The sequence below is a fragment of the Streptomyces sp. P9-A2 genome (genome assembly GCF_036634175.1).
GTDB classification, from domain to species: Bacteria; Actinomycetota; Actinomycetes; order Streptomycetales; family Streptomycetaceae; genus Streptomyces; species Streptomyces pratens.
Map to the genome: position 1 here is coordinate 7,762,442 of NZ_JAZIFX010000001.1, position 24,704 is coordinate 7,787,145.

Genomic DNA, 24,704 nt, shown 5'->3' on the forward strand with positions numbered 1-24,704 from the left:
CGCATGGGTGTCCGCGAAGACATGTACGGCCTGTTCACCAGTGTCAACGAGATCAACCTATCCGACGATCAGAAGGGTCAGAGTGCCAAGGAGGGCACGCACAAGAAGAACATCTCCACCAGCTACGACCTGCAGGCCCGGATGTCCAAGAAGGGCATCCTGTGGAACTGGGGCTACCACGACGAGCAGAACGCCGAGGAGATCAGCACCCGCATACCCGGCTTCCTCGACTACGACACGGACGGCTACTCCGAGGAGCTGTACTTCGCCGCGCTGCGGGAGGTGCCGTTCGACCTGGACGACTACGCGGACAAGTTCGTCCTCGAGGTCGGCTGCGGACTGGGCGAGGGCCTGAACTTCCTCTCCCGCGTCGTCGACGCCAAGCGCATGGTCGGTCTCGACCTGTCGGACGAGGCCATCAAGCGCGCCAACGCCTCGCTCAGCCGCGCCGGACTGAGCTACGTCCAGGGCGACGCGGAGAACCTGCCGTTCGAGGACGGCGAGGTGGACGTCCTCGTGAACATCGAGAGCGCCCACAACTACCCGAGCCTGGAGAAGTTCCTGGAGGAGGTGGCACGGGTACTCAGGCCAGGCGGCTACTTCACGCACGTCGACCTCTACACCACCCAGCGTCACACCTTCCTGAAGGAGCTCCAGGACAAGGACCTCGGTCTGGAGTGGGTGCTCGACCGCGACATCTCGGCCCAGGTGCAGGCCGCGATCCACGGACGGTTGTCCCCCGAGGGCTCCTTCCACAAGGCGCTGCGCGAGCAGCGGGTCGGTGCCATCCAGCGGCACATGGCCAAGCGGGTCGGCCCGGAAGCCGTGGGCGGCTCCTTCGCCGGCTACACCGACAGTGGCTCCACCAAGCTGCTGAAGCGGGTGGGTGTGCTGCCGTCGCAGTTCATGCCGCCGGTCGACAGCTACCGGCTCTACGTGGCCAAGAAGATCTGACCCGTCACCGACCGAGCCACCCGCACCCGCCGCCCCGTGACCGCCCAGCCCGAGGAAGACCCATGACGACCGTAGCCACCCCGCCCCCGGGGCCCATCACCGGGAACACCCGTCTGTACGCCGTCCTGGGCGACCCGGTCACGCAGGTCCAGTCACCCGGGCTGCTCAACCCGGTCTTCGCCGAGCTGGGCATCGACGCGGTACTGGTGCCCGTGCACGCGCGGGGCGCGGACCTCGAGTCCGTGGTCCGCGGCCTGCAACGGGTGGGCAACCTCGACGGTCTGTTCGCCACCGTGCCGCACAAGGCGGCCGTCGCCGGCCTGGCCGACCGCCGCAGTCGCACGGTGGAGATCACCGGAAGCGCGAACGCCCTGCGGCGCGAGGCCGACGGGACCTGGCTCGCCGAGAATTTCGACGGCTCGGGGTTCGTGGCGGGCCTGACCGGGGCCGGTCACGACCCGCGGGGCCGGCGGGTGTCGATGGCGGGCGCCGGGGGAGCGGGCAGCGCCATCGCGGCGGCGCTGCTCACCGCGGGTGCGGCGAACCTGTCGGTCTTCGACCCCGACGCGTCCCGGCTGGCCGAGCTCGTCGACCGGTTGGCCCGGCACTGGCCGGGGCGTGTCAGCGCGGTTCCCGAACTGCCGCTGTACGAGAGCGACATCGCCGTCAACGCCACCCCGCTCGGCCTGCGTGCCGGTGACCCGCTGCCGTTCCAGCCCGGCGATCTGCCGCCCGGCGGTGTGGTGGCGGACATCATCATGAAGCCGAAGGAGACCCCTCTCCTGATGGAGGCGGCGGCGCGGGGCCACCGGGTGCACCACGGAATGCACATGCTCGCCGGCCAGGTGGACTCCTACCGTGCGTTCTTCGGACTCGGCGTTCCCCGGACCGCCGGCTGACCGGCGGACGCGGCGCGGAACCGGCACGGGACACGCCGTCCCGTGCGTTGCGCGAATTGGCCGGAAACGGCCGCTGCTGCCGTTATTCACAGCTTCGCAGTAGATGAGGGAACCGTTCTCGGATAGCCTGCCGATCACGCAGAGGAAGGCCACCGGAACCATTTTTCGGGGTGGCCCTCCCATTCATTCGACCCGTTCATTAACACCAAGGAATTCTGATATGACTCTCGCCCTCGACCCCGCGGCGCAGGACCTGCTCTTCCGGGAGGCCCGCACGGCCAACACGTTCACCGACGAGCCGGTCAGCGATGAGCAGGTCCAGGCCGTATACGGCCTGGTCAAGTACGCTCCCACCTCGATGAACCAGCAGCCGCTGCGCATCGTCCTGGTCCGTTCGCACGAGGCTCGCCAGCGCCTGGTCCGGCACCTCGCGGAAGGCAACAACAAGAAGGCCGAGACGGCTCCGCTGGTCGCGATTCTCGCCGCGGACAACGAGTTCCACGAAGAGCTCCCGGAGCAGTTCCCGCATTTCCCCCAGCTCAAGGACCTCGTGTTTTCGGACCGGGCCGTGCGGGAGCAGTCCGCGAAATTCAACGCCTCCCTGCAGGTGGGCTATTTCATTCTCGGTGTCCGGGCCGCGGGGCTGGCCGCCGGGCCCATGACCGGGTTCGACGCCGACGGCATCAACAACGAGTTCTTCTCCGACGGCGAGCACTCGGTCCTCGCCGTGGTCAACATGGGCAAGCCGGGCGAGAACGCGTGGTTCGACCGTTCCCCCCGCCTCGCCTACGACCAGGTGGTCACCACCGTCTGACACCACTGGCCGGCCGTGCGGTTGCCCCGTACGGCCGGACCGGCCCACCGCTCACCCCCGCGGGTGCGGGGAGCAGGACTTCGACGACCACGTCGTCGAGAAGGTCACGGGACCATCCGTTCCCGCTCGGAGAGCCGTCTGACCCGGGCGGCCCCGCGCTCCTCGACTCCGCGCTGCACGCCATCGGCCTGGGCGCCTTCGTGACCGACACCGAGCGGCTGCAGCTGCCGTACTCCTGGCGCGGGGTGCGGCTGCACAGCAGCGGCGCGTCGGTGCTGCGCGGGCGGCTCGCCCCGGCGGGCGTGTCCGGCGTCGCGATCACCCTGACCGACGGCACGGGCGCCCCCGTCGCCTCGGTGGACGAGCTGTCACTGCGGCCCTTCGCGGTGGACGGCCTGGCCGGCGACCACCTCGACTCGCTGTTCCAGGTCGACTGGACCCAGCTGCGCCCCGCCGACTCGCCGTCAGCGAGCTGGGCCGTGCTGGGGGAGGTGACGGGTCGGGCGGAGATCTCCGAGACGGTCCGTGCCCACCCGGATCTGGCCGCGCTGGCCGAGGACGAGGTGCCGGACCTCGTGTTCGCCCCCGTCCCCCCGGCCGCGAGCCCCGCCGCGGTGACGCGCCGGGCCCTGACCCTGGTGTGTTCCTGGCTCGCCGACGACCGGTTCGCCTCGGCACAGCTGGTCTTCGTCACCAGCGGCGCTGTGGCGGCAGGACCCGACGAGGACGTCCCTGACCTGACCGGCGCCCCGGTGTGGGGCCTGGTACGCGCGGCGCAGTCCGAGCACCCCGGCCGGTTCGTGCTCCTCGACACCGACGCGGGCACCGGCACCGACACCGGCACAGATGGCGGCATCGACTGGGCGGGGGCCGCGGCGCACACCCTGTCCGGCGCCGTCGCCACCGGTGAACCCCAACTGGCGCTGCGCGCCGGACACCTGCTCATCCCACGGCTCGTACGGGCCCGTCCCGGGGCGGGGGAGAGGCCCGATTTCGGCACCGGCCCCGTCCTGGTGACCGGTGCGAGCGGCACGCTCGGCGGCCTGGTGGCACGGCACCTGGTCGCCGAGCACAGGGTGCGACACCTCGTCCTCGTCAGCAGGCGCGGCCAGGTCGGCGCGCTGCACGAGGAACTGACCGGCTTCGGCGCCCGAGTCGACGCGGTCGCCTGCGACGTGGCCGACCGGGACGCGGTCGCGGCCCTGCTCGCCGAGCACCCCGTGACGGCCGTCGTGCACGCGGCGGGCGTCCTGGACGACGGCGTGATCGAGTCACTGACCCCGGAGCGCGTCGACACCGTCTTCCGGCCCAAGGCCGACGCGGCCTGGCACCTGCACGAGCTGACCCGCGGCCTCGGCCTCTCCGCGTGCGTGCTGTTCTCCTCGGCGGCGGGCATCCTCAGCAGCCCCGGCCAGGGCAACTATGCCGCGGCCAACGCCTTCGTCGACGCCCTCGCCCACCACCGCAGGGCCGCAGGCCTCCCCGCGACGTCGCTGGCATGGGGCCTGTGGGAGACGGCCAGCGCCATGACCGGCGACATGGCGGAGACCGATGTGGCGCGGCTGTCCCGCTCCGGGGTCGTGGGCCTGTCCCAGGAGCAGGGCCTGGCACTGTTCGACCTCGGATGCGCGGCCGACGACGCCGTCCTCGTGCCGGTACGGCTCGACCTCGGCGCCCTGCGCGGCGGACCCGACGAGGTGCCCCCGCTGCTGCGCGGCCTGGTGCGCCCGCGGGCCGCCAAGGCGGCCGCGGTGAGCGAGGAGCCGCTGGCGCGGCGGCTCGCCGGGCTGACGGAGAAGGAACAGGAAGAGGAACTCCTGCTGTTCGTCAGGGACCAGACGGCGGCCGTACTGGGCTACGCGCCGGAGGAACTCGACGTCTCCGGCGTCCTGGCCCAGCTGGGCCAGGACTCCCTGACCGCGCTGCAACTGCGCAACCGCCTCGCCGGCGCGAGCAGGCTCCGCCTGCCCGCCACCGTCGTCTTCGACCAGCCGACAGGCCCGGCGCTCGCGGCCTACCTGAGGCGCGAACTCGCCGCGGGAGCCGGTGCGGGAACCCGGGAGGAGACCCCTGCCGCGAGCACCGGCCTGGCGGTGGAGGACACGCTCATCGGCCTGTACCGGCAGGCCTGTGAACTGGGCCTGTACGACCAGGGCTGGCAGATGGTCAACGCTGCCGCGCTGGTGCGGCCGGTGTTCGAGAAGCCGGAGGAGGTGCCCGCGCTGCCGCCGGTCACACTGGCGACGGGGCCAGGGACTCCGCTGCTCTGCTTCCCGCCGTCGATGGCGCCCTCAGGGCCGCACTACTTCGGCCGCTTCGCCCCCGTGTTCGCGGGCGAGCGGGATGTGACCGTGCTGCCCCACCCCGGCTTCGCGCCGAGGGAGAGGCTGCCCGCGACCAGGGACGCGGTCGTGGAATTCCAGGCCGAAGCCGTCAAGCGGCAGGCAGGGGACCGGCCGTTCGTGCTGCTCGGCTACTCGTCGGGCGGCTGGATGGCCAACGCGGTCGCCGCCTGGCTCGAACGACAGGGCAACGCACCGAAGGCGGTGGTGCTCCTGGACACGTACACCGCCACGACCTCGTTCGAGGACCGCCTGGAGGAGGCGCTGAGGCGGCGCGCGGCCAACAGCGACGCGTTCGAGCTGATGACCGGAGCGCAACTGACCGGCCAGGTAGGCTACTTGCGCGTCTTCGACGACTGGAAGCCCGAACCGATCGACACCCCGACGCTGTACGTGCACGCCACCTTCCCGCCGGGGGAGACGCAGGCACCGCAGACCGAGGACGACTGGTGCCCGCAGTGGCCCCTGCCGCACGAGAGCGCCGACGTCCCCGGCGACCACTTCACCATCATGGACGTGCACTCGGAGTCGACGGCACGCGCCGTGCGGACCTGGCTGGCCGACGCCCCGATCACGGAGAACTCCCCCTGAGCGAACGAGCCCTGGGCGCGACGCGACAGCGGCACGCACGAGTATGAACGAGTACGGACACCCACAGCAGAACGGACGATCAACATGACTGTCACCGACGGCAGGGACCTCTGGCTCCGCCGGTTCCACCCGGCACCGGACGCCCCGGTCCGACTGGTGTGCTTCCCCCACGCGGGTGGCTCTGCGACCTTCTACTTCCCCGTCTCGGCCGCCCTCCAGGGCGACAGCGACGTGACGGCCCTGCAGTACCCCGGCCGCCAGGACCGCAGGTCGGAGCCGAACGTGGACGACATCGGGGCACTGGCCGACCGCATCGCGCCCGTGGTGGCACCGCTGTTCGACCGGCCCGTCGTGTTCTTCGGGCACAGCATGGGCGCGATCATCGCGTTCGAGGTGGCGCGCAGGCTCGAGGTGCAGGGCCACACGCCCGCGATGCTGTTTGCCTCCGGCAGGCGCGCACCCTCGACGCGACGCGAGGAGAACGTCCACCAGCGCGACGACGACGGGATCGTGGCCGAGATGAAGGCCATGAGCGGCACCGACGCGCAGGTGCTCGGCGACGAGGAACTGCTGCGGATGGTGCTGCCCGCCATCCGCAGCGACTACCGGGCCATCGAGACGTACGGCCCGGTCGACGCGGCCGTCGGCTGCCCGATCACCGCACTGGTGGGTGACGACGACCCCAAGACGACGGTGCCGGAGGCGGAGGCGTGGCGCGCCCACACGACGGCCGCCTTCGACATCCGGACCTACCACGGGGGCCACTTCTACCTCAGTCCGCGCGCGGCAGAGGTGATCGCGCTGATACGTCAGACGCTGCGCGGTACCGCAGCGGTCGGATAGGAGCCGGACAGGACACGCGCAGACGGGGGTCGGCCGGGAAAGGCCGGCCGGCCCCCGTACCGTCCCGGGCGGGACTCAGATGTAACCCGCTCGCACCGCGTAGGCCACCGCGTGGGTGCGGTTGCGCAGGTGCAGGCGGGAGGTCGGATTCTGCAGGACGTTCTTGACCGTCCGTTCGGTGTGGCCGAGCTCGAGCGCTGTCTGCCCGGTGTCCAGCCCTTCCGCCACCAACTGGAGGACTTCGACCTCACGCGGCGTCATGCCCATCGTGGGGAGTCCGGCGGGGCCGGGTGTGCTGCTCTTGAGCTGTCCCGTCAGGGTGAGGAAGGTGCCGAGCAGATCGGCCGGGAGGTCACCCTCACCGGGGTGGGCCGCGAGTATGGCCCGCAGTAATCGCGCCGGCGTGGCCTCGCACCGGCACACGATCGAGGTGACCCCGCATCCGGCGACAACCAGAAGGTCGGCCTACCGCATCCGGTCCACCACCAGGACCGCCCGTACGCCCTTGCCGTCCAGAGGGTCTGTGTAGCGAACGGCCCTGTCACACGTTCGGTGGTGACGGAGAGTCATAAAGGCGACGGGCAAGCCATCGGTCACAAACCCGCAAGCCTACGCCCCCGCAGCCGGCCTCCTCTGGGATCGACCGATCGACTTGGCTTCCGGTCGTGAGAGTTCGACGCGACAAGGCCGTTGACTCGGTGCGATGTTGCCCGCCTCAAAACATCCAGGTCGGAACGTCAGCAACACTCCCCGCGAGGTAGAGATGCTCAACGTTCACAATCCGTCACCACCGAATGTGAGACAGGGCCGTAAAAGCGGTGGATGTCGGCCACTCGCACGTTCAGAAAGCTGGAGGCGGTGTGGGGGTCGTTTGGTGGGCGCAATACGACGTCGGGCTTGTCGTCGGTGGGGCCGTCACCGGGGTTCATGATGATCCAGCCGTTGGCGACCTTGACGATGCAGGGGTTCTCGTCCAGCACCACCGTTCCCCCAGCACGTCGGCGTAGAACGCCCGGGAGCGCGGCACATCGGAGACGGTGAGGAAGTGTGTGAGCACCAGGCCCTCGATCGGCGCAGGGAGATCATCCGGATTCATCTTCTGCTCCCGCTCGGGATCGGCGGCGAGGCAGGCCGCGCGGCGGACCGGAGCCGCGCCGGGCAACCGCTGGTCGCGGGTACACTCCCCGCCGGTGTGTAGTCGGTCATGTACCAAGAGTAGGACCCGGCCGACCGGACGGCGCCCGCACGCCGGCCCCGCCTCCTTCCCGCTCCCAGCGGCGGCACAGCAGCCTCGGCTACCGCACTTCCGCCGACTACGAGGCCGCCCTCGCGGTCTGACCACCACACCGACGGTGTCCGGCAGGGGCTTGACCCCGGATCGTGGACACCGTTTGCTATGCGGCAGTGGCCAGCGTAATCGATCGTTGTTCGTAGGCGATCGGGCTGATCTGGCCGAGTGCGGAGTGTCTCCTTCTCGTGTTGTAGCGAGTGACCCACCGGAACACCGCAAGGCGGGCCTCACGCGCTCCTGACCAGCGTTTCCTTCTCTGCAGGGTCTCCCGTTTCAGGCTTGCGTTGAAGGATTCGGCGGCGGCGTTGTCCGCCGACGTTCCGACGGCTCCGCGTGATCTGGTGACGCCGAGTTCACGGCACACGTTCGCGAACTCCTTCGATGCGTACTGGGCGCCGTTGTCGCTGTGGAATATCGCCCCGTCAAGGGTTCCGCCGCGGGTACGGGCTGCGGATCTGAGGGCGTCGGTGATCAGCCCGGTGCGCATGCGGTCGGCGATCGACCAGCCCGCCAGCCGTTTCGAGCACAGGTCCAACACCGTTGCCAGGTAGAGGAATTGGCCGTCGCCGATGGGCAGGTAGGTGATGTCTCCGACGTACTTGGTGTTCGGCTCACTCGCGGTGAAGTCACGCCGCAGCAGATCGGGCACCGGCGTCGCGGACGGCTCGGGGACGGTGGTTCGGACCTTCTTGCGCAGGTGCACGCCCTGCAGGCCGATCCGGGCCATCACACGCGCGACCCGTTTGTGGTTCACCTCGATCCCGGCGTCCCACAACTCGGCCGTGATCCGCGGGACGCCGTAGGTACCGTCGGACTCCTTGTGGATCTCCCGTATCCGCCGGGCCGGGCGGGCATCGGACCGCGCCCGCTCGATGCGGGCCGGGGCGCCCTTCAGCCACCGGTAGAACCCGGACCGGGAGACCTCCAGGACCCGGCACAGCCGCTTGACGCCGAAGGCGCCGCGATGATCATCAACGAACTGGAAACGGCTCAGGAGCCGTAATTTAACTACTGCCGGAGTTGATCTCGTTGTCGTGGTGCTCGATCACGCGCTTCAAGGCTTCGAGCGTGCGGGGAGGGCGGGTCCGGCGGAAGACGAGGACTCTGGCGAGTTCGGGCCCGGCGAAGGCCAGCATCGGCTTGGACCTCCCGGCGTGGTAACTCAGCACGTTGCGCTTGCGGCCCATCAGCTCGGCCGCGAGGGTCAGGGTGACGGTGTTGCGGCTGCGGAGCACGGCGACCAGGACGCGGTGGCGGTGATCGAGGGTGCCGAAGCCGGGGTTGCGGCCGCGGCCGTCCCTGCCTGCGCTCTGGCGTTCGACTTCGGTCAGGACCTGTTGGCATGGTTCGAGCTGGAGCACGAGCTGTTCGAACTGTTCTCGGGGCATGCCCGTGAGTGCGGGGTGGGTGAGGAGGAAGGTGGCCTCGGTCGGGACCGGAGGTCCCGACTCGTCGCGTGGATCTTCCGGAAGCTGCTGGTCGGGGTCCTGCGGGGCGATGGTGTAGTTCCACTCGCCGTGGAACTCGTCCCGTTTGACCCGCCGCTCGGCGCTCTTGCGTTCAGCTCGGGTGAGCACGCGGCCGGTGGGGTAAGCATTCTCGTCCAGTGCGGCATGAACGGTCAGTCCGGTGCTGGTGCGGGTGGCTGAGATGGTCTCCAGCAGCACTTCGTAGCTGGTCAGAGGCTGCCCGCGCAGGCTGTGGGTGATCCGGGAGAACAGCCGGTGTTCCACTTTGTTCCATTTTGAAGTACCTGGCGGGAAGTGCATGACGGTGATGCTCAGTCCGCACTCGTCTGCGAAGTCGGCCAGGCCCATCTTGAACAGGCGGGAGTCGGCCGAGTTGGCCCCTCCGGAATCGGCGGTGACCAGCAAGCGGTCCACGCTGGGGTAGTCGAGGCGCCCTTGGATCTTCCACCAGCGGCGCAGGGACTCCACCGCGAAGGCGGCGGTGTTTCGGTCGGTGCCCACGTTTACCCAGCCGCTGTCGCGCCCCAGGTCGTAGATGCCGTACGGAATGGCGACCGGGGTGTCGGGGCCGACGAAGTCGTGGTCCGGGGCGGTGATCGGCTGGCCTTTGGGGCGGTAGGTGCGGCCGGGCCGGGCGAAGTCGCCGATCGGTTCCTTCTGTTTCGTGTCCACGCTCACCACCGGCAGGCCCCCCGCCAGGAAGCGTTCGGCGGCGGTGTTGATGTGACGGAACTGGGCGTCTCGGTCGGGCACCTGACTGCCGGCTTGAGTCTTGGCCATGCCCTGCAGGCTGAAGCCCATCGCACGCAGTAGGCTGCCGACCACTGGGGCGCTGACCGGATGACCGGCATCGGTCAACTCCCGGGACAAGTCCCGCAGCGAGGCAGTGGTCCAGCGCAGCGGGGACACCGGATCACCCACCTCACGCGGCTCGATCAACAACTCGAGAGCCGCCACCAGACCGGGATCGCGCTCGGCGGCAGACTTGCGCCCGCCGCCGGGTCTGCGCACCCGCCCCAACGCCTGTGTTCCGCCCGCGAGTTCCTCACGCCCTCGTGCGACGGTCGACTCCGAGACCTCCGCCAGCCTGGCCACGGCCGCGATCCCTCCATGCCCCAGCGCCTCGGCCTCGGAAGCCAGATACAGACGGCGCTGCCGCTCGTCCAGATGCGGCAGCACCGCCGCGAACTTCGTATCCAGTACCGCCAGGACTTCATCCGGAATCGCCACAACAGCTCAACTACCACACAGAACCGAGATATTGACCCGAATCCGGCAGTAGTTAAATTACGGCTCCTCACCAGCGCGTCTCGCCGGCGAAATACTTCGCTGCCCTCCGCAGGATCTCCCGCTCGGTCTCCAGCTCCCTGATCCGGGCCCTGAGCTGCTTGTTCTCTTCCTTCAGCACATCGTCGGAGGGTACATCGACGGCCTGCTCGACCCGCGGCAAGCGACTCGTGCCCGCCGCGCGGCCCTGCCGGGCCCGCTCGACCCGCACCCAGTTCCGCAGCGTTTCCCGGCTGACTCCGAGGTCCTTGCTGACACCCTCGAACGTATTCTTCGGGTCCGACAGGTACAGCGCGACAGCGTCCGCCTTGAACTCCGCCGAGTACACCTTCATCACCATCAGGGACATCTCTTCCTCTGGACCCTCAAGGTCCAGTGTCCAAGGTGTCCACGATCCGGGGTGAAGCCCCGTGCTCGCAACCAACACTGCGGCTGGGCCGCTCGGCACTCGGCGGGCCCGCGAGAATGCGTAGCCGACCTGCGCTGGCTCGTGTCGGCTTTGACGCCTCGGCCTGGTACCTACCTCACGGCTGGCCCCGAGGAGTCGCGCGCTTGGACCATCAAGCAGGGTGCCACCGCCCCGGAGGCCGCCGGCGTCATCCACGCTGACTTCCAGAACGGCTTCGTCAAAGCGGACGTTCGACGACCTGGTCAATGCTGGGTTGTCGCGGCCCAGGATTATGAGGCCCTCGAAAGCAGAGGCATCCCGTCTACGGCTTGGGTGCAGGTTGCTCCCCCGAGCCCCGGACGATCAGCCGGGTGGGAACGGTGATGGTGTGAGCCCGGGAGCGGTCGCCGTCGAGGCGGGCCAGGGCGGTGGCCGCGGCGGTGCGGCCGAGTTCTTCGGGGTCCTGGGCGACGACGGTAAGGGCCGGTTCGAGTGCCTCGGCGAGTGATACGTCGTCGAAGGCGACGACTGCTACGTCCTTGCGCTTGCTGCGGGCGAGTTCGGCGACGATGCCGAGCGCCATGATGTTGTTTCCGGCGAACAGGGCGGTGGGGGGATCGGCCAGTTCGAGGAGTTGGGCGGTCGCGGCCTCGGCGCCTGGCTGGTCGTGGCTGTTGGCGACGAGCGCGCGGTCGTAGGGGAGGCCAGCTTCTCGCAGGGCCGCGCGGTATCCGGCGAGGCGTTCGCGGCGGGTGTACAGCTTGACGGGCAGGTCGCCGACGAATCCGATGCGGCGGTGCCCGTGGGCGATGAGGTGGGCGACGCCTTCTTGGGCTCCGGCACGGTTGGAGCTGACGATGCTGTCCGTGGGCAGGCCGACTCCCGGGCGGTCGAGGAAGACGATGGGAAGCCCCGCCGTGCGGTGGGACTTGAGGTGGGAGTGGTCGGCGCCGATGGACGGCACGACGATGAGGATGCTGACGCGACGGGCGAGGAACTTGTCCGTCAGGGCGCGTTCGCGGTCGGGGTCGTCCGCGGACGACCCCATGAGGAGAGTCAGTCCGCGTTCGCGGACCGTGTCCTCGACGGCGCGGGCCACGGCGCCGAAGAAGGGGTTGGCGAGGTCGGGGATGACCAGTCCGATGGTGGTGTCCGGACCGCCGACGCGGATGTTGCGGGCCATGAGGTTCGGCTGGAAGCCCAGCTTGGCCACCGCGGCGAGTACCTGTTCCCGCGTCTGCGCCGAGACGGGTCCGTCCTCGTTGAGGACACGGGAGACTGTCTTGGCGCTGACGCCGACTTCTCGTGCGACATCGGCAAGGGTGGGGCGGCGGCTCGCTGCCATGGAGGAAACCGTCTCCTGAGTGCTCTCGGGTTCCGGCCGCGGCCTCGGCCGGAACATGCGAGAGCGGGGTTGAGCTGTCAGGTGGCCTGGACTCCGGCGGCTTTCGCTGCCGCGGAATCCGCTACAACAGTATCTCCGGCCGCGTCGACGGTGAGGGCGCCGGTCATGATGGCGACGACCTCTGCCATGGAGTAGTCGGAGGGCTTGATCACGGCGGCGCGCCGGCCCAGCCGGTGGACGTGGATCCGGTCGGCGATCTCGAAGACATGGGGCATGTTGTGGCTGATCAGGACGACCGGCATGCCCTTGTCGCGGACGCGGCGGATGAGGTCGAGGACCTGTCCGGACTCCTTGACGCCGAGGGCGGCGGTGGGTTCATCCATGACGACGACGCTGCGGGCCCAGGCGACGGCGCGGGCGACCGCGACGGCCTGCCGCTGTCCGCCGGAGAGCGTTTCGACCGCCTGGGTCAGCGAGCGCAGGCCGATCTTCAGGTCGGCCATGTGCTCGGCGGCCTCCTGGCGCATGCGCTTCTTGTCGAGCATGCGGAAGGCGCTGCCGAGGATGCCCGGGCGGCGCAGCTCGCGGCCCAGGAACATGTTCGAGGCGATGTCCATGGAAGCTGCCACGGCGAGGTCCTGATAGACCGTCTCGATGCCGTGAGCGCGTGCGCTCTGGGGGCCGGAGAACTGGATCGGCTTGCCATTGAGGCGGATCTCGCCCTCGTCCGGTACCACCGCGCCGGTGAGGGCCTTGATGAGGCTGGTCTTGCCGGCGCCGTTGTCACCGATGACGGCGAGGACCTCGCCGGGCAGCAGGTCGAAGTCGGCGCCGTCGACGGCGGTGACGTGACCGTAGCGCTTGACCAGACCGCGGGCCTGCAGGACAGGAGTGGGGGAGGAGGTGGCGCTCATCAACGGGCCTTCTTCCGGGAGATCTGGTCGACGGTCACCGCGAGGATCACCAGGACTCCGGTGATGAGGGTCTGGTAGATGGAGGCGACGCCCATCAGCTGCAGGCCGTTGCGGAAGACTCCGACGATGAGGACGCCGATGAACGTGCCCAGGACCGATCCGCGTCCGCCGAAGAGGCTGGTGCCGCCGAGGACCACGGCGGTGATGCTGTCCAGGTTGTCGGTCTGCCCGGCCTGCGGGTCGCCGACGCCGGTGCGGGAGATGAGCAGCAGGGCGGCGATGCCGTAGAGGATGCCGGCCACGGTGTAGACGCCGATGGTCAGCCGGGAAGTGCGGATGCCGTTCAGCCGGGCCGCTTCCGGGCTGTTGCCCAGGGCGTAGACGTGCCGGCCCCAGCCGGTGCTGCTCAACGCGTAGGCGAGGAGGAGGAACAGGGCGATGGTGACCAGCGAGCCGTAGGTGATGTCGGTCTTGCCGAGCGGGAAGGTCTGCCCGAGAGCCGTCAGCGGGCCGGGCAGGTTGGTGACCGTCTGTTCCTCGGAATAGATGTGCGTCAGCGCGAACGCCACGTTGAGCATGCCCAGGGTGACGATGAACGGCGGCAGCGGGATCTTCTGCACCAACGCCCCGTTGAGCATGCCGAAGCCGCCGCAGACGACAAGGCCCAGCGCGATCGCGGCGAGCGGGGGCAGGGAGCCCTCGGCGGCCATCTTGGCGATCACGATGCTGCCGAACGCCATCACCGCTCCGCACGACAGGTCGATGCCCGCCGTGAGGATGATCAGGGTCTGGCCGATGGCGAGGGTGCCGACGACCATGACCTGCTGCACGATCAGCGAGAAGTTCCCGCCGGTGAGGAACTGGTCGCTCGAGACGGAGAAGAAGACACAGGCCAGGAGGAGGGCGACCAGAGGTCCGGTGGTCGGTTGCGTGAGCAGTCTGCGGACCGTGGTGGGCGCTTTGAGCTCCGCGTACGGCGCGGACGTGGACGGTGGCGTGGACGTGGCGGTCATGCGAGGTCCTTGTCGGAAGACACAAGTCCTTGTCAGGACTGGTCAGTCGTTGTCGGACGGCAGGAGGACGAGGGGGCGGCCGTCCCCGGTCGGGGAGGAGGGGCCGGCCGCCCCGCTGAGGGGTGTCGAACGGCGGCAGCTGGGGGCGGCGGCTCAGCCCCAGCAGTTCTCCAGGCCGTAGGCGGTGTCCTTGGACGTGACGCCGTCCTGCGCCTTGTCGGTGATCAGAGTGACGCCGGTGTCGGTGTAACCCGACGCCTTCTTGCCGTCCTTGGCGTAGGTCACGACGGCCTTGACGCCCTCGGCGGCCATCTTGAGCGGGTACTGCTGCGAGGTCGCGGCGATCTTGCCGTCCTTGACCGCCTGGGTGCCCGTGCAGCCGCCGTCGACGGAGACGATCAGCACGTCCTTCTCCCGGCCCTTGGCCTTCAGCGCGGTGTACGCGCCCAGCGCGGCCGGTTCGTTGATCGTGTAGACGACGTTGATGCCGGGTTCCTTCTGGAGGCAGTTCTCCATCGCGGTCTGGCCCTTGGACTGGTCGCCGCCGGTGTCCTGAGCACAGGCGACGTCCTTGTCGGTGGCGCCGAAGCCCTTGAGGAATCCGCTGTGCCGCTGGACGCCGACGGAGACGCCCGGCGCGAGGTCGAGGGCGGCTATCTTCGCGGTCTTGCCCTTCATCGCGGCCTTGGCGTACTCGCCGATCAGCTCGCCGGCCTTGAGATTGTCGGTGGCGAAGAGAGCGTCGACGGCGCTCTGCGGCTCGGTCGGGGTGTCGAGTGCGATGACCAGGACGCCCTTGGCGCGGGCCTTCTCGAGCGCGGGCACGATCGCCTTCGAGTCACTGGGGGTGATCAGAATGCCCTTGACGCCGGAGGCGACCATGTTCTCGATGGCGGTGACCTGACCGGCGTTGTCTCCGTCGAACTTGCCGGCCGCGGTCATGAGCTTGACGCCTTCGGCCTTCGCGGTCTTTTCCGCGCCTTCCTTCATCTTGACGAAGAACGGGTTGGTGTCGGTCTTGGTGATGAGGCCGACCTTGACCTCGCCCGAGCCGGTGCTCGCGCTGCCCGATCCGGATCCGGATCCACAGGCGGTCAGGGCGAGCGCTGCGACACCCGTGCACGCAGCGGCTCTGAGCAAGGAGGAGGGCAGACGAGAGACGTGTGACATGAACGACTCCAGTGGGATGTCGGGCGGGTGGCCGGCAGCGGGGCATGCCGTCCCGCGATGTCAACGATGACCTATGTCATCGTTGACACTGCTTGACGAGGATGATGGACTCCGTTCCCCGGCAACGTCAATGCCTTGCACTCGTCACAAATCGGCAACGCCCCTCGGCGGTCGCCCGCCCGAGGCCGTTCGCCGGCAAGCCCGGGTTATGCCCGTTTCCGCTCCGCGCGTTCCAAGAAGGCGCGTTCCAAGAAGGCGCGTTCCAAGAAGGCGCGTTCCAAGAAGGCGCGTTCCAAGAGGAGAGCAGCCCATGAGCCCGCGCCAGATCACCGTCCTGGGAGAGTGCGTCGCTGACGCGTTCACCGAACCCGCGCGTGCCCGGAACGAACTCGCCCTGCGCGTGCTGCCGGGCGGCGGACCCGCCAACACGGCGGTGGCCTTGGCCAGGCTCGGCACTCCGGCCCGCTTCCTCGCACGGCTGTCCGGTGACGTGTTCGGCCGCCTCTTCCGGGCCCACCTCGCGGCATCGGGCGTGGACCTCTCGCACGCCGTCGAGGCCGCCGAGCCCAGCACGCTCGCCGTGGCCGAGCTGGACGCCCATGGGCAGGCCACGTTCTCCTTCCACGCCCAGGCCACCGCCGACTGGCAGTGGACCAGCGCGGAACTGGCCGCGGTGGACCTGACCGACACCGCTTGCGTCCACACCGGGTCACTGGCCCTGGTCAAGGAACCCGGGGCAGGCGTGGTGGAGGACTTCCTGGCAGCGGCCGCCCCCCGGGCCACCATCAGCATCGACCCCAACGTCCGCCCCCTCCTGGTACGTCCCGAGGTCTACCGTGCCCGGCTGGCGCACTGGTGCGGCCTCGCCGATGTGCTGCGGCTGAGCGAGGACGACCTGGAACTCCTCCTGCCCGGAACACCGCCAGAGCAGGCGTGCGACACCTGGCATGCGGCGGGCGCGCGGCTCGTCGTGATCACACGCGGCGCCGACGGCGCGCTGGCCTCACTCGACGGGGAACGGGTGCAGATGCCGGCGGTGGCGACACCGGTCGTCGACACGGTCGGTGCGGGGGACTCCTTCACCGCCGGACTGCTGCACCACCTCGGCACCCGCGGACTCCTCGGCGGCAGGCTGACGGACCTGCGTCTCGGCGATGTCGAGGCAGCCTGCCTGTTCGCCACACACGTCGCGGCCCTGACCTGCTCCGTCGCCGGCCCGAACCCGCCGTGGCACGACCAGTTGGCGCCGTTCCCGACGGACAAGGCCGTCGTCCGGCACCTCGACTCCACCCACTGAAAGGACAGGAAACCATGACGAAAACCCTGCTCGCCGAGTTCACCGCCCGAGAGGGAGCGGAGGACGAGGTCGCTCGCCTGATCCGGGACTACGCCCTGAAAGTGCGCGAAGAGGAAGGCAACCTGGCCTTCGACGTCTACACCAAGGCGGCCGACCCGCGCGCCTACTGGATCTTCGAGGTCTACCGGGACGAGGACGCCTTCAAGGCACACCTGAACGCCCCGTACGGCGCCCCGTTCAACGCCGCCCTCACCCCACTGATCGAGGAGGACGCCTCTGTACTGACGTTCCTTGAGGAGATCGACCGCACATAAATCCACTCGCCCGCCCACGTGATCACCGCTAACGCGCGCGAGGTGATGACGGCCGACGATGTGTTGTCCATCCTTGCAGTGCTGCGGAACGCGGACGTCGACATCTGGATCGGCGGCGGCTGGGGCATCGACGCCCTGGTCGGCGAGCAAACCCGCCTGCACCGCGACCTGGACCTGATGCACCGAGAGGACCAGGAAGCGGACGTCGTGGCGGCTCTCGCGCACGCTGGGTTCGTCGAGACCCTCGACTGGCGCCCCGTACGGTTCGTCGTCACCGATCCTCATGACCGGGAGATCGATCTTCACCCTCTGGTCTTTGCCGCGGACGGATCCGCCGTGCAGGCGTCACCCGACGTCGAGCACCCGTTCGCCTATCCCGCCTCGTGTTTCGTCACTGGCACGATCCTCGGGGCCACCGTCCCGTGCCTGTCGCCCGAGCAGCAGGTCTACTTCCACCAGGGCCATGAACCCGCTGATCACGACCGTCACGACATGGCCCGGCTCCGGCGGACCTTCGGGATCACCACCCACTTCTGAGCCCGCGCGCCGGAAGCCGCTCCTGGCCGCCCGGCGCACGGGCCCCGGCTCGTCACCGCCAGATGGACCCCAGCTGCCACGCCCGCATGTGGTCGAGGGTGGCGGTGCCGCCCTCGGCGAAGACCTCGACGCCGGTGCTGGAGGGGTCGGGGAAGATCTGGTCGGTGATCACTGCCTCGCCGTTGCCGCCGAAGACCTCGACGGACGACCAGTCGACCAGGATCCGCAGCTTGACCTTGCCGTTCTTGGCCTTCAGCGGTGCGGTCTGGACACCGGGGAAGGTGCTGCTGAAGTCCCCGGCTCCGGAGCGGGTGCGGTCGACGTACAACTCCTGCGTCGTGGTGTCGTAACCGATGACGGTCTCCTCGCCGCCCGCGCCGGTGCGCACCTTCAGGCCGAAGCGGTCGGCGTCCTTGAGGGAGAAGGTCGCCTCGATGTCGAGTGCCTTGCCCTTGGCCGTGGGGCCGATCAGGGGCCTGGAGGTGCTCTTGACGGTGATGTCGGACGCCGTCGCCGGGCGCTTCCCCCGGAGGGACTCCAGGCTGCCCACCGGCTTGCTGGTCAGCCGGATGCGGCCGTCGACGGTGCGCAGGGCCATCTCCCGCGGAACGCTCTGCGCGCCGCGCCAGGGTGAGGTGGGGAGGGACTGGCCGTAGTCCCAGTTGTTCATCCAGCCGATCATGTAGCGCTTGCCGCCCGGCGCGTTCTCCCAGGACACCGCCGCGTAGTAGTCCTTGCCGTAGTCGGCCCAGTCGGCGCGCTGTACGACGGACTTGGCGGGCTTGTCAGCGGCGGTGAACTGGTCGGCCATGACGTGGCCCCAGCCGGCGGTGTTCATGTCGATGACCTGGATCTGCGCCTTCTTGCCGACGTACGGGCGCATGTCGAAGGAGGCCCAGTCCAGGGTCTCGCTGTCGGCGCCGGTCGCGCTGCGGACGACCTGGCCGTCGACGAGCAGGTTGACGGACGTCTCCTGGGAGACGCGCTGGGCCTGGGTGTCGGACAGCATGATGTGGTCGACGTTGACGTGTCCCCAGCCGCCGGTGTTGTCGTCGACGATCCTGATCCGCGCCTGCTTGCCGGCGAGCTCGCTGACGTCCCAGGAGGCCCAGTTGAGTGCCTCGGCGTCCTTTCCGGTGGCGCTGCGGACGACCTGGCCGTCCACGAGGAGCTCGACGGCGGTCGGGTTGTCGGAGCGGGCCGGATGATTGCCGCCGCCGATGAGGAAGTTGATGCGCTTCTTGTCGATGGTGAACTCGGGTGACGTGAGGGTGCCGGTGGTGGAGTCGCCGTTCCGGAAGGTGTTGACCAGCCCGTCTCCCAGGAAGCCGGATACCTGTCCCTGGTCGGGGAGGGTGCCGGTGGCCGGTGCTGTGCCGAAAGCGTCCCCGGTCGCCGTCCAGTCGCCGTACGTTCCGCCTTCGAAGTCGGCGAGGACCGTGCCCTCGGGTGGAGTGCTGTCCATGACGGTCCCGGCCTCGTGCGGATGCCGCCCGCCACCGATCTTGAAGTTCAGGTAGGGGCTGTCGACGGTGAAGGAGGGGGAGCTGAGGATGCCGGTGGCGCCGTCACCGCCGTGGAAGCTGTTGGCGAGGCCCTTGCCGTCGAAACCGTCGACGGTCCCCTGCCAGTCCACCGCACCGGCTGCCGGTCCCTGGCCGAACGCGGTGCCCGTGCTCGTCCACGTACCGAAGCCGGTGCCCTCGAAGTCCTGGACAACCTTCCCGGTGGGCGGGGTGTAGGTGCCTTTGTCGTCCGCGGTGAACTTCTTGCCGTCGAAGTCACCGATGAAGTACTGGGCGGCCGAACCTCCCGCGACACCACCGGGGTTGATGTTGACGACCAGGACCCACTTGATGTTCTTCTTGTCCCCGTCCACGGCGAGGGGGAACAGGTCGGGGCACTCCCACACGCCGCCCGTCGCACCGGCCGGTCCGAACTCGCTCTGCAGTTCCCAGTCCTTGAGGTTCTTCGACGTGTAGAAATGCACCTTGTGCTCGGCGGACAGCGACACCGTCATCAGCCAGCTCTTGGTCGGCGCGTACCACTGGACCTTGGGATCGCGGAAGTTGTTGGAGCCGATGTCGATCACGGGATTGCCCTGGTACTTGGTCCAGGTGCGACCGCGGTCGGTGCTGTAGGCGAGCGACTGGGCCTGCTTGCCGCCGTTCTTGTAGGCGCTGGTGTAGATCGCCACCATGGGCGGGTTCTTCTTCGTGCCGAAGCCGGTGGTGTTGTTCCAGTCGACGACCGCGCTGCCGGAGAACACCATCTCCTCGTCGTCGTGCGACAGGGCGAGCGGCAACTCCTCCCAGTGCACGAGGTCCTTGCTCACCGCGTGCCCCCAGGACATGTCGCCCCAGGTGTTGCCGTTCGGGTTGTACTGGTAGAAGAGGTGGTACTCGCCCTTGTAGTAGACGAGCCCGTTGGGGTCGTTCATCCAGTTCTTCTGCGGAGTGAAGTGGAACTGGGGTCTGTAGGTCTCGGTGTAGGTCGGGGTGTCGGCGGCGACGGCCTGGGGGGCCAGCGGGGCTGCGGACAGGGCGCAGACGGTCGCGACCGCCGCCATCATCCGTATGCGGGCATGCCGGGATACGCGTGCAGAGCTCATGATGTCTCCTAGTCCCGAGGCCGTCCACGCAGCGGTGACTGCGGCTTCTGCGCGACGGACCGAAAAGTGCACCCCAGGCCGATGCCGGCTTCCGTGCCGTCGACCGAGGGTGTCATCGTTGACTTGTGTCATCGATGACAGCGAGTGCCCGATTATGAAGCCCAATCCGGCCTCCGCGTCAACGGTCCGGGCGCGATTGCTCCGGCATGACCGGCAGTTCATCGGCTGTCGTCGGTGGTCGCGAACCGCGCCGACCCGTTGGCAGTGGCGGTCTCGGGTTCGGTAACCGCCCAGGTCGGAGGGGTGGGGTGGGGGCCGCCCGGCAAGCTTCGGCCTCATCGTCGACGCCGAGACGGGCCGGTGAACGAGTTGGTTTCCGGCCTGTTGACCGGTCGGGCCTTTCGGTGCTTCGCTGCCGGAACCGCTACCGAAACCGGTTCCGGAACCGATTCCGGTACCGGTTCCACGGGCCTCTGTACGATCGGCCCTTCGGTGCGGGAGGACATGGGAGTCACTATCGCCGACGTGGCCACGCGGGCCGGGGTCAGCAAGACGACGGTCTCGCGGGTGCTGAACGGCAAGGGCGAGATCAACGAGAACACCGTCTTGAAGGGCCTATGACGAAGCCGGCGTGACCATCTCCTGCATTTCCCCGCAAAACGAACCCATGGGTACTCCCACCTGGCCCGGCATGTTCCTGTCCGCCTACCAGGAAGCCGATGTGATCCAGGAGATCGGCAAGGCGTTCGAAGCCAACGGAACCTCCACGAAGATCCTGGCTTGGGGCCACAACTGGGACGTGCCCTCGTATCCCGAGACGATCTTCAGCGACGAGCCGGGGCGCGGACTGGAACACCGCTTACCCGGGCAGCGGGCTTGAAACCTCACGAGTTCCGCAAACTGTGGAAAGCATCACCCGTCCTTGAAGCGCTCGTCGACGCCTCGCGACGGGCCCGCACCCGTAAGCCGAATTCCTCCGTCCCTTTCTCGCATCGGCCGCGGAAACCGGGCCGCACTCCGTCCCCTGGCAAGGGATTCCGCCTCATCCAGCGCGATATTCCCTAAAGGACGGGCAGCGGCTACCGCCTCGGGGGCGGAGCCGCAGATAGTGACACGCGTTAGTACTCCAGCCGTAGTTCGTGATCTTCATTCCTGAGTGGCTTGTCGTCGGTAGTGGCTGGCTTGGGATCGGGCCTGGTGGCGGCGTCGCCAGTTCGACCAACCGAGCCGGTGGGCTGTGTCGTGGACGGGTCGGACGACGAGGGTGATGAACAGGCGCTGGATCTCGTTGCAGGTGAGCGGAATGAGGGCATCGGGTGCGGGGCGGGTGTGCTCGTCTGCGCGTACGACGGCGAGGAAAGCGTGCGCGAGCATGGCGAGGGTGACCCAGCGGGACCAGGAGGTATAGCGGCGGACCTGGTGCTCGTCGAGTGCGGCCAGGCCCTTGCCCGACTGGAAGAACTCCTCCACCCGCCATCTTGATCCGGCGACTCTGACCAGCACGGTCAGCGGCACGGACGCGGGCGAGTAGCAGCGGTAGTAGGCGAGTTCGCCGGTGCTGCGGTTACGGCGGATCAGTAGCTGACGACTCCCGGGGCGGGGGTCGGGGAGGTCGATGACTGCCCAGTTGTAGACGCGGTGACCCTTGGCCCCGGCCCCTGCGGAGAGCTTCTGCCAGGCCCGCTTGGGCACCTTCTTGGCCAAGATGTCCGCACGGAACTTCCCCGCACCGGTGGTGACTTCGTGCGAGCAGGCCACCGCGAGGACGTAGCCGGTGCCGCGTTCCTCCAGTGCGGTTCGCAGCTTCGGGTTGCCGCCGTAGACCTCGTCGCCGGCAACCCATGCGGCCTGGTGGCCGGCGTCCAGGAACCGGGCGACCATACGAGTGGCCAGCTCCGGCTTGGTGGCGAAGGTGGTGTCCTCGGCAAGGCCCGCGGCGCGGCAGCGGTCGGGGTCGGAGGTCCAGGAGCGCGGAACGTAGAGTTCCCGGTCCACTGCGGCGTGGCCGCGCTGACCTGCGTAAACCAGGTAGACGGCGACTTGGGAGTTCTCGATCCGGCCGGCAGTACCGGTGTATTGGCGCTGGACGCCGACCGTGCCAGTGCCCTTCTTCACATCGCCGGTCTCGTCGACGACCAGCACCGCCCGGTCGTCGTGCAGGTGCTCCACCACGTAGCCGCACACGTCGTCGCGGACCTGATCGGCATCCCACTTGGCCCTGCCCAACAAGTGCTGCATGCCGTCCGGAGTGGTCTCGCCAGCCCACTCGGCGATGGTCCAGCAGTTCTTGCGCGGCAGATCGGCCAATAGACCGAGCACCAACCGCGCCGCCCTGCGCCGGGGTTCGACCCGGGCGAAGCGCCCCGCGATCCGGCCCATCAGGCCCTCGAACGCGTCCCGCCAACGGGTGGGTTCTATGCTGTGACCTGCGGCCACCGTCTCTTCGTCAGTCCACACAACTCACGATGATCAACGGTGGCCGCACCCGTCTCCACAACGCGTCAGGGTCGCGCAGTTCCGCCTGCCGTCCTGAGTCAGGAGGACATGTGCAACGTGGCGAAGTCTGGTGGGTGGAGTTCGACGAGCGGCGGCTGGTCGTACTGCTGGCGGCAGACGACGCGTCCAGGATCCGGGCGATGCAGGTCGTCACTCCTGCGGGCGTCGACATCAGCGGTCTGGGCGTCGAAGTGCAAGTAGGTGCCATGGAAGGACTGCCCTTTGAAGGCGTGCTGCGGTTCGCGTTCCCGCGCCCGGGCTTTACCCCCTGCACGTGGCTGACCACCGTGTCCCAGGACGACCTGATCGAGCGGGCGGGCGTCCTGTCCTCCGCGAAGCTCAGCGAGATAAGGGACGCCCTCCGTCTCGGTGAACTCGGGTAGGCGGAGAGGCGCCACTCACCATCGAGATCACGATCTACGGCTGGAGTATTAGGCGCGCTGCATGCTGCCGTCCGCGCCTGCGGACGCGGTCGGTCGGCTATCGGGACCGGTAGATTAGGCATACCTGAAAAGTCGGCTGTCTTCTTGGACGTAGTTGTCGGCGGGTGGTGCGCGAGGGGCACGGGGCTCGCGTGCCGTGAATGGTGCGAAAGGACGGAAGGGGACATGACGGGCAAGCGCCGGGGCGCGAGGCGTCCGCACGGCGAGCTCGTCGCTGATGTGCTGGCAGTGCTGTGGCAGTCGGGCAAGCCGATGACCGCGCAGGAAGTCAACACCGCGCTCGGTACAGGGCTGGCCAGGACGACGATGGCCACCATCCTTACCCGCCTGCATGAGAAGGGCACGCTCCGCCGGGTGCCCGCGGGGCGTGGTTTCGCCTATGAGCCGGTGGAGGACGCGGCCGGACTCGTCGCCGACCGGATGCGTCGTGAGCTGGAGAGCGAGCCTCAGCGTGACCTGGTGCTGAAGCGGTTCGTGTCCTCGCTGTCCGAGGATGACGAGGAGACGCTGCGGCGCCTGCTCCTGGAGGCCGAGGGCGGGCCCGCGTGACGTTTGTACTGCTGCTGGTCGTGTTGGCTCTGCTGTTCCCGTGGGGAGCGGCGGCGGTCGCCCGGCGTCTTGCCCAGGTGCTGCCGCCGCGCGCTGGGTGCTGAGCGGTGGGGCGGTCCTGCTGGCCGCCGGGACAATCTCCGTGCTGATCGGCCTCTTCCACGTGCCGTTCCTGGCGTTAGTGGAGCAATTGTCGCTGACACAGGTGCTGGAGGTGTGGCCGGCGGCGGTGCCGGTGGCGTGTGCGGCCGGAGCCGTGATGCTCGTCCAGCTGGTGCTGCTGATGCGGCGTTGGTTCCAGCACCGTTCGCTGCTCAGGCGGGCCTGGCTGTCGGCGGACGAGGGCGCCGGTGAAGGGGACCTGCTGGTGGTCCCGGGAAATGACGTGGATGCGTTCGCGCTTCCCGGCTACCGGGGACGCCGTGGCCGGGTCGTGGTCACGTCCGGGATGGTGCGGTCACTGAAGGCGCGCGAGCGCGAGGTGCTGCTGGCCCACGAGCGGGCTCACCTGGCCGGGCGCCATCATCTGCTGTCGGCCGTGGTCGATCTCGCCGCCGTGGTCCACCCCGCGCTGCGCAGCCTGCGGGACGCGTTGGTCTTCCATCTGGAGCGGTGGGCGGACGAGGCGGCGGCGGCGGTGACGGGCGACCGGCGGATGGCAGCTGCGGCCATCGCCCGCGCGGCGCTGGCCGGATCCTCCCACGGTCGTGCCAGCGGGTATCCGCTGCTGTCGGTGACGAGCGGGCCTGTGCCGCGGCGTGTCGAGGCGCTGCTCGGGCCTGAGCCGGAGGGCCCGCGCGGCGCCCGCAGGGCAGGTGCCGCCGCTCTGGCGGTGACGGTGGTCGCCGCCGCGGTGGCAGGTCTCGCGCTGGCCTATGGGCTGCACGAGTACGTGGAGTATGCGGCAGGGCAGCTGCTCGGCACACCGTCGGGCTGCTCGGGTCTGTGGAGTGCGCTGGACACGCTGTTCGGTTCCGGAGCGTAGAGATCACCGAGCCCCTTCACTTTCCCGTAAGCGGGCTGGTGAAGGGGATCAGCTCTGCCCTCAGTGAGGTGCGTGTGAGGACGGATTCGCTGTCCGCTCACGTGTGATGCGAGGCCGGACGGGACAGCGGGTTCGCCGGCGATGCCCTCGGG

20 protein-coding genes and 5 pseudogenes are annotated in these 24,704 nt (G+C 68.9%); 14 read left to right on the plus strand and 11 right to left on the minus strand.

Annotation, left to right across the window (positions count from 1 at the left end; all coding sequences use genetic code 11):
* Window positions 1–3 precede the first annotated feature (3 nt).
* The 5 genes from V4Y04_RS34715 (at window position 4) to V4Y04_RS34735 (ending at window position 6,443) form a co-directional block, all read left to right on the plus strand.
* Window positions 4–954 carry a class I SAM-dependent methyltransferase gene (locus V4Y04_RS34715; protein WP_332432279.1) on the plus strand — a complete coding sequence of 317 codons (951 nt, stop codon included), beginning with the start codon at window positions 4–6 and terminating at the stop codon, window positions 952–954.
* A gap of 62 nt (window positions 955–1,016) precedes the next feature.
* A complete protein-coding gene (locus V4Y04_RS34720; protein ID WP_332432280.1) occupies window positions 1,017–1,853 on the plus strand; it encodes a shikimate dehydrogenase family protein in 837 nt (278 codons plus the stop codon).
* Between the two features lie 220 nt (window positions 1,854–2,073).
* Window positions 2,074–2,667: a malonic semialdehyde reductase gene (locus V4Y04_RS34725; protein WP_332432281.1), complete on the plus strand. Its 594-nt coding sequence runs from the start codon at window positions 2,074–2,076 to the stop codon at window positions 2,665–2,667.
* Window positions 2,613–5,600: a type I polyketide synthase gene (locus V4Y04_RS34730; RefSeq protein WP_332432282.1), complete on the plus strand. Its 2,988-nt coding sequence runs from the start codon at window positions 2,613–2,615 to the stop codon at window positions 5,598–5,600. Before V4Y04_RS34725 ends, V4Y04_RS34730 begins: the two co-directional genes overlap by 55 nt.
* An 84-nt stretch (window positions 5,601–5,684) precedes the next feature.
* On the plus strand, window positions 5,685–6,443 hold the full coding sequence (locus V4Y04_RS34735; RefSeq protein WP_332432283.1) for a thioesterase II family protein: 759 nt from the start codon (window positions 5,685–5,687) through the stop codon (window positions 6,441–6,443).
* Between the two features lie 75 nt (window positions 6,444–6,518).
* Here V4Y04_RS34735 and V4Y04_RS34740 read toward each other — a convergent pair whose 3' ends face one another.
* The 5 genes and pseudogenes from V4Y04_RS34740 to V4Y04_RS34760 all read right to left on the minus strand — a co-directional run.
* Window positions 6,519–6,866, minus strand: a complete 348-nt coding sequence (locus tag V4Y04_RS34740) for a helix-turn-helix domain-containing protein (RefSeq protein WP_332432284.1) — start codon at window positions 6,864–6,866, stop codon at window positions 6,519–6,521.
* Window positions 6,867–7,252: 386 nt separating this feature from the next.
* Window positions 7,253–7,539: pseudogene (locus V4Y04_RS34745) on the minus strand (VOC family protein); the annotation flags it as partial.
* Window positions 7,540–7,837: 298 nt separating this feature from the next.
* Window positions 7,838–8,731: pseudogene (locus V4Y04_RS34750) on the minus strand (IS3 family transposase); the annotation flags it as partial.
* A gap of 7 nt (window positions 8,732–8,738) precedes the next feature.
* A complete protein-coding gene (locus V4Y04_RS34755) occupies window positions 8,739–10,433 on the minus strand; it encodes an ISAzo13 family transposase (protein WP_443079942.1) in 1,695 nt (564 codons plus the stop codon).
* 82 nt (window positions 10,434–10,515) lie between these two features.
* Window positions 10,516–10,830: pseudogene (locus tag V4Y04_RS34760) on the minus strand (transposase); the annotation flags it as partial.
* 143 nt (window positions 10,831–10,973) lie between these two features.
* Here V4Y04_RS34760 and V4Y04_RS37940 point away from each other — a divergent pair.
* A pseudogene (locus V4Y04_RS37940) lies at window positions 10,974–11,130 on the plus strand (DUF933 domain-containing protein); the annotation flags it as partial.
* A gap of 70 nt (window positions 11,131–11,200) precedes the next feature.
* Here V4Y04_RS37940 and V4Y04_RS34770 read toward each other — a convergent pair.
* The 4 genes from V4Y04_RS34770 to V4Y04_RS34785 all read right to left on the minus strand — a co-directional run bounded on the left by V4Y04_RS34770 (window position 11,201) and on the right by V4Y04_RS34785 (window position 15,320).
* Window positions 11,201–12,223 carry a LacI family DNA-binding transcriptional regulator gene (locus V4Y04_RS34770; RefSeq protein WP_332432285.1) on the minus strand — a complete coding sequence of 341 codons (1,023 nt, stop codon included), beginning with the start codon at window positions 12,221–12,223 and terminating at the stop codon, window positions 11,201–11,203.
* 77 nt (window positions 12,224–12,300) lie between these two features.
* Complete coding sequence (locus V4Y04_RS34775) at window positions 12,301–13,137, minus strand: ATP-binding cassette domain-containing protein (protein ID WP_332432286.1); 837 nt, start codon at window positions 13,135–13,137, stop codon at window positions 12,301–12,303.
* Window positions 13,137–14,150, minus strand: coding sequence for an ABC transporter permease (locus tag V4Y04_RS34780; protein ID WP_332432287.1), 1,014 nt, complete (start codon window positions 14,148–14,150; stop codon window positions 13,137–13,139). Before V4Y04_RS34780 ends, V4Y04_RS34775 begins: the two co-directional genes overlap by 1 nt.
* A 153-nt stretch (window positions 14,151–14,303) precedes the next feature.
* Window positions 14,304–15,320 carry a sugar ABC transporter substrate-binding protein gene (locus tag V4Y04_RS34785; RefSeq protein ID WP_055592302.1) on the minus strand — a complete coding sequence of 339 codons (1,017 nt, stop codon included), beginning with the start codon at window positions 15,318–15,320 and terminating at the stop codon, window positions 14,304–14,306.
* Between the two features lie 310 nt (window positions 15,321–15,630).
* Between V4Y04_RS34785 and V4Y04_RS34790 the strand changes: the two genes are divergently transcribed.
* From V4Y04_RS34790 to V4Y04_RS34800, 3 genes are read left to right on the plus strand one after another with little or no spacing between them, the layout of a single operon-like run.
* Window positions 15,631–16,617 carry a carbohydrate kinase family protein gene (locus V4Y04_RS34790; protein ID WP_332432288.1) on the plus strand — a complete coding sequence of 329 codons (987 nt, stop codon included), beginning with the start codon at window positions 15,631–15,633 and terminating at the stop codon, window positions 16,615–16,617.
* Window positions 16,618–16,631: 14 nt separating this feature from the next.
* Complete coding sequence (locus V4Y04_RS34795; protein WP_055592300.1) at window positions 16,632–16,931, plus strand: putative quinol monooxygenase; 300 nt, start codon at window positions 16,632–16,634, stop codon at window positions 16,929–16,931.
* 45 nt (window positions 16,932–16,976) lie between these two features.
* Complete coding sequence (locus V4Y04_RS34800) at window positions 16,977–17,468, plus strand: nucleotidyltransferase domain-containing protein (RefSeq protein WP_206188776.1); 492 nt, start codon at window positions 16,977–16,979, stop codon at window positions 17,466–17,468.
* Between the two features lie 52 nt (window positions 17,469–17,520).
* Here V4Y04_RS34800 and V4Y04_RS34805 read toward each other — a convergent pair whose 3' ends face one another.
* Window positions 17,521–20,079: a GH32 C-terminal domain-containing protein gene (locus V4Y04_RS34805; RefSeq protein WP_332432289.1), complete on the minus strand. Its 2,559-nt coding sequence runs from the start codon at window positions 20,077–20,079 to the stop codon at window positions 17,521–17,523.
* 504 nt (window positions 20,080–20,583) lie between these two features.
* Between V4Y04_RS34805 and V4Y04_RS34810 the strand changes: the two are divergent.
* Both V4Y04_RS34810 and V4Y04_RS34815 read left to right on the plus strand, forming a co-directional pair.
* Window positions 20,584–20,691, plus strand: a pseudogene (locus V4Y04_RS34810) (LacI family DNA-binding transcriptional regulator); the annotation flags it as partial.
* Window positions 20,692–20,746: 55 nt separating this feature from the next.
* A complete protein-coding gene (locus V4Y04_RS34815) occupies window positions 20,747–20,959 on the plus strand; it encodes a hypothetical protein (protein ID WP_332432290.1) in 213 nt (70 codons plus the stop codon).
* A 266-nt stretch (window positions 20,960–21,225) separates the two neighbouring features.
* Here the strand turns inward: V4Y04_RS34815 and V4Y04_RS34820 are convergent, their stop codons facing one another.
* Window positions 21,226–22,458: an IS701 family transposase gene (locus V4Y04_RS34820; RefSeq protein WP_332433111.1), complete on the minus strand. Its 1,233-nt coding sequence runs from the start codon at window positions 22,456–22,458 to the stop codon at window positions 21,226–21,228.
* 167 nt (window positions 22,459–22,625) lie between these two features.
* Between V4Y04_RS34820 and V4Y04_RS34825 the strand changes: the two genes are divergently transcribed.
* The 3 genes from V4Y04_RS34825 to V4Y04_RS34835 all read left to right on the plus strand — a co-directional run bounded on the left by V4Y04_RS34825 (window position 22,626) and on the right by V4Y04_RS34835 (window position 24,552).
* Window positions 22,626–22,958, plus strand: a complete 333-nt coding sequence (locus V4Y04_RS34825; RefSeq protein ID WP_332432291.1) for a type II toxin-antitoxin system PemK/MazF family toxin — start codon at window positions 22,626–22,628, stop codon at window positions 22,956–22,958.
* Window positions 22,959–23,183: 225 nt separating this feature from the next.
* Window positions 23,184–23,567, plus strand: coding sequence for a BlaI/MecI/CopY family transcriptional regulator (locus V4Y04_RS34830; RefSeq protein WP_332432292.1), 384 nt, complete (start codon window positions 23,184–23,186; stop codon window positions 23,565–23,567).
* Window positions 23,568–23,664: 97 nt separating this feature from the next.
* The gene (locus V4Y04_RS34835; RefSeq protein WP_332432293.1) at window positions 23,665–24,552 is read left to right on the plus strand and encodes a M56 family metallopeptidase; all 888 of its coding nucleotides are present in this window, start codon (window positions 23,665–23,667) and stop codon (window positions 24,550–24,552) included.
* Window positions 24,553–24,704: the final 152 nt, after the last annotated feature.

Coding starts and splice junctions, on each gene's coding strand:
- V4Y04_RS34715 (WP_332432279.1), top strand. CDS start 4: ATGGGTGTCCGCGAAGACATGTACGGCCTGTTCACCAGTGTCAACGAG.
- V4Y04_RS34720 (WP_332432280.1), top strand. CDS start 1,017: ATGACGACCGTAGCCACCCCGCCCCCGGGGCCCATCACCGGGAACACC.
- V4Y04_RS34725 (WP_332432281.1), top strand. CDS start 2,074: ATGACTCTCGCCCTCGACCCCGCGGCGCAGGACCTGCTCTTCCGGGAG.
- V4Y04_RS34735 (WP_332432283.1), top strand. CDS start 5,685: ATGACTGTCACCGACGGCAGGGACCTCTGGCTCCGCCGGTTCCACCCG.
- V4Y04_RS34770 (WP_332432285.1), bottom strand. CDS start 12,223: ATGGCAGCGAGCCGCCGCCCCACCCTTGCCGATGTCGCACGAGAAGTC.
- V4Y04_RS34775 (WP_332432286.1), bottom strand. CDS start 13,137: ATGAGCGCCACCTCCTCCCCCACTCCTGTCCTGCAGGCCCGCGGTCTG.
- V4Y04_RS34780 (WP_332432287.1), bottom strand. CDS start 14,150: ATGACCGCCACGTCCACGCCACCGTCCACGTCCGCGCCGTACGCGGAG.
- V4Y04_RS34785 (WP_055592302.1), bottom strand. CDS start 15,320: ATGTCACACGTCTCTCGTCTGCCCTCCTCCTTGCTCAGAGCCGCTGCG.
- V4Y04_RS34790 (WP_332432288.1), top strand. CDS start 15,631: ATGAGCCCGCGCCAGATCACCGTCCTGGGAGAGTGCGTCGCTGACGCG.
- V4Y04_RS34795 (WP_055592300.1), top strand. CDS start 16,632: ATGACGAAAACCCTGCTCGCCGAGTTCACCGCCCGAGAGGGAGCGGAG.
- V4Y04_RS34800 (WP_206188776.1), top strand. CDS start 16,977: ATGACGGCCGACGATGTGTTGTCCATCCTTGCAGTGCTGCGGAACGCG.
- V4Y04_RS34805 (WP_332432289.1), bottom strand. CDS start 20,079: ATGAGCTCTGCACGCGTATCCCGGCATGCCCGCATACGGATGATGGCG.
- V4Y04_RS34815 (WP_332432290.1), top strand. CDS start 20,747: ATGGGTACTCCCACCTGGCCCGGCATGTTCCTGTCCGCCTACCAGGAA.
- V4Y04_RS34820 (WP_332433111.1), bottom strand. CDS start 22,458: ATGGGCCGGATCGCGGGGCGCTTCGCCCGGGTCGAACCCCGGCGCAGG.
- V4Y04_RS34830 (WP_332432292.1), top strand. CDS start 23,184: ATGACGGGCAAGCGCCGGGGCGCGAGGCGTCCGCACGGCGAGCTCGTC.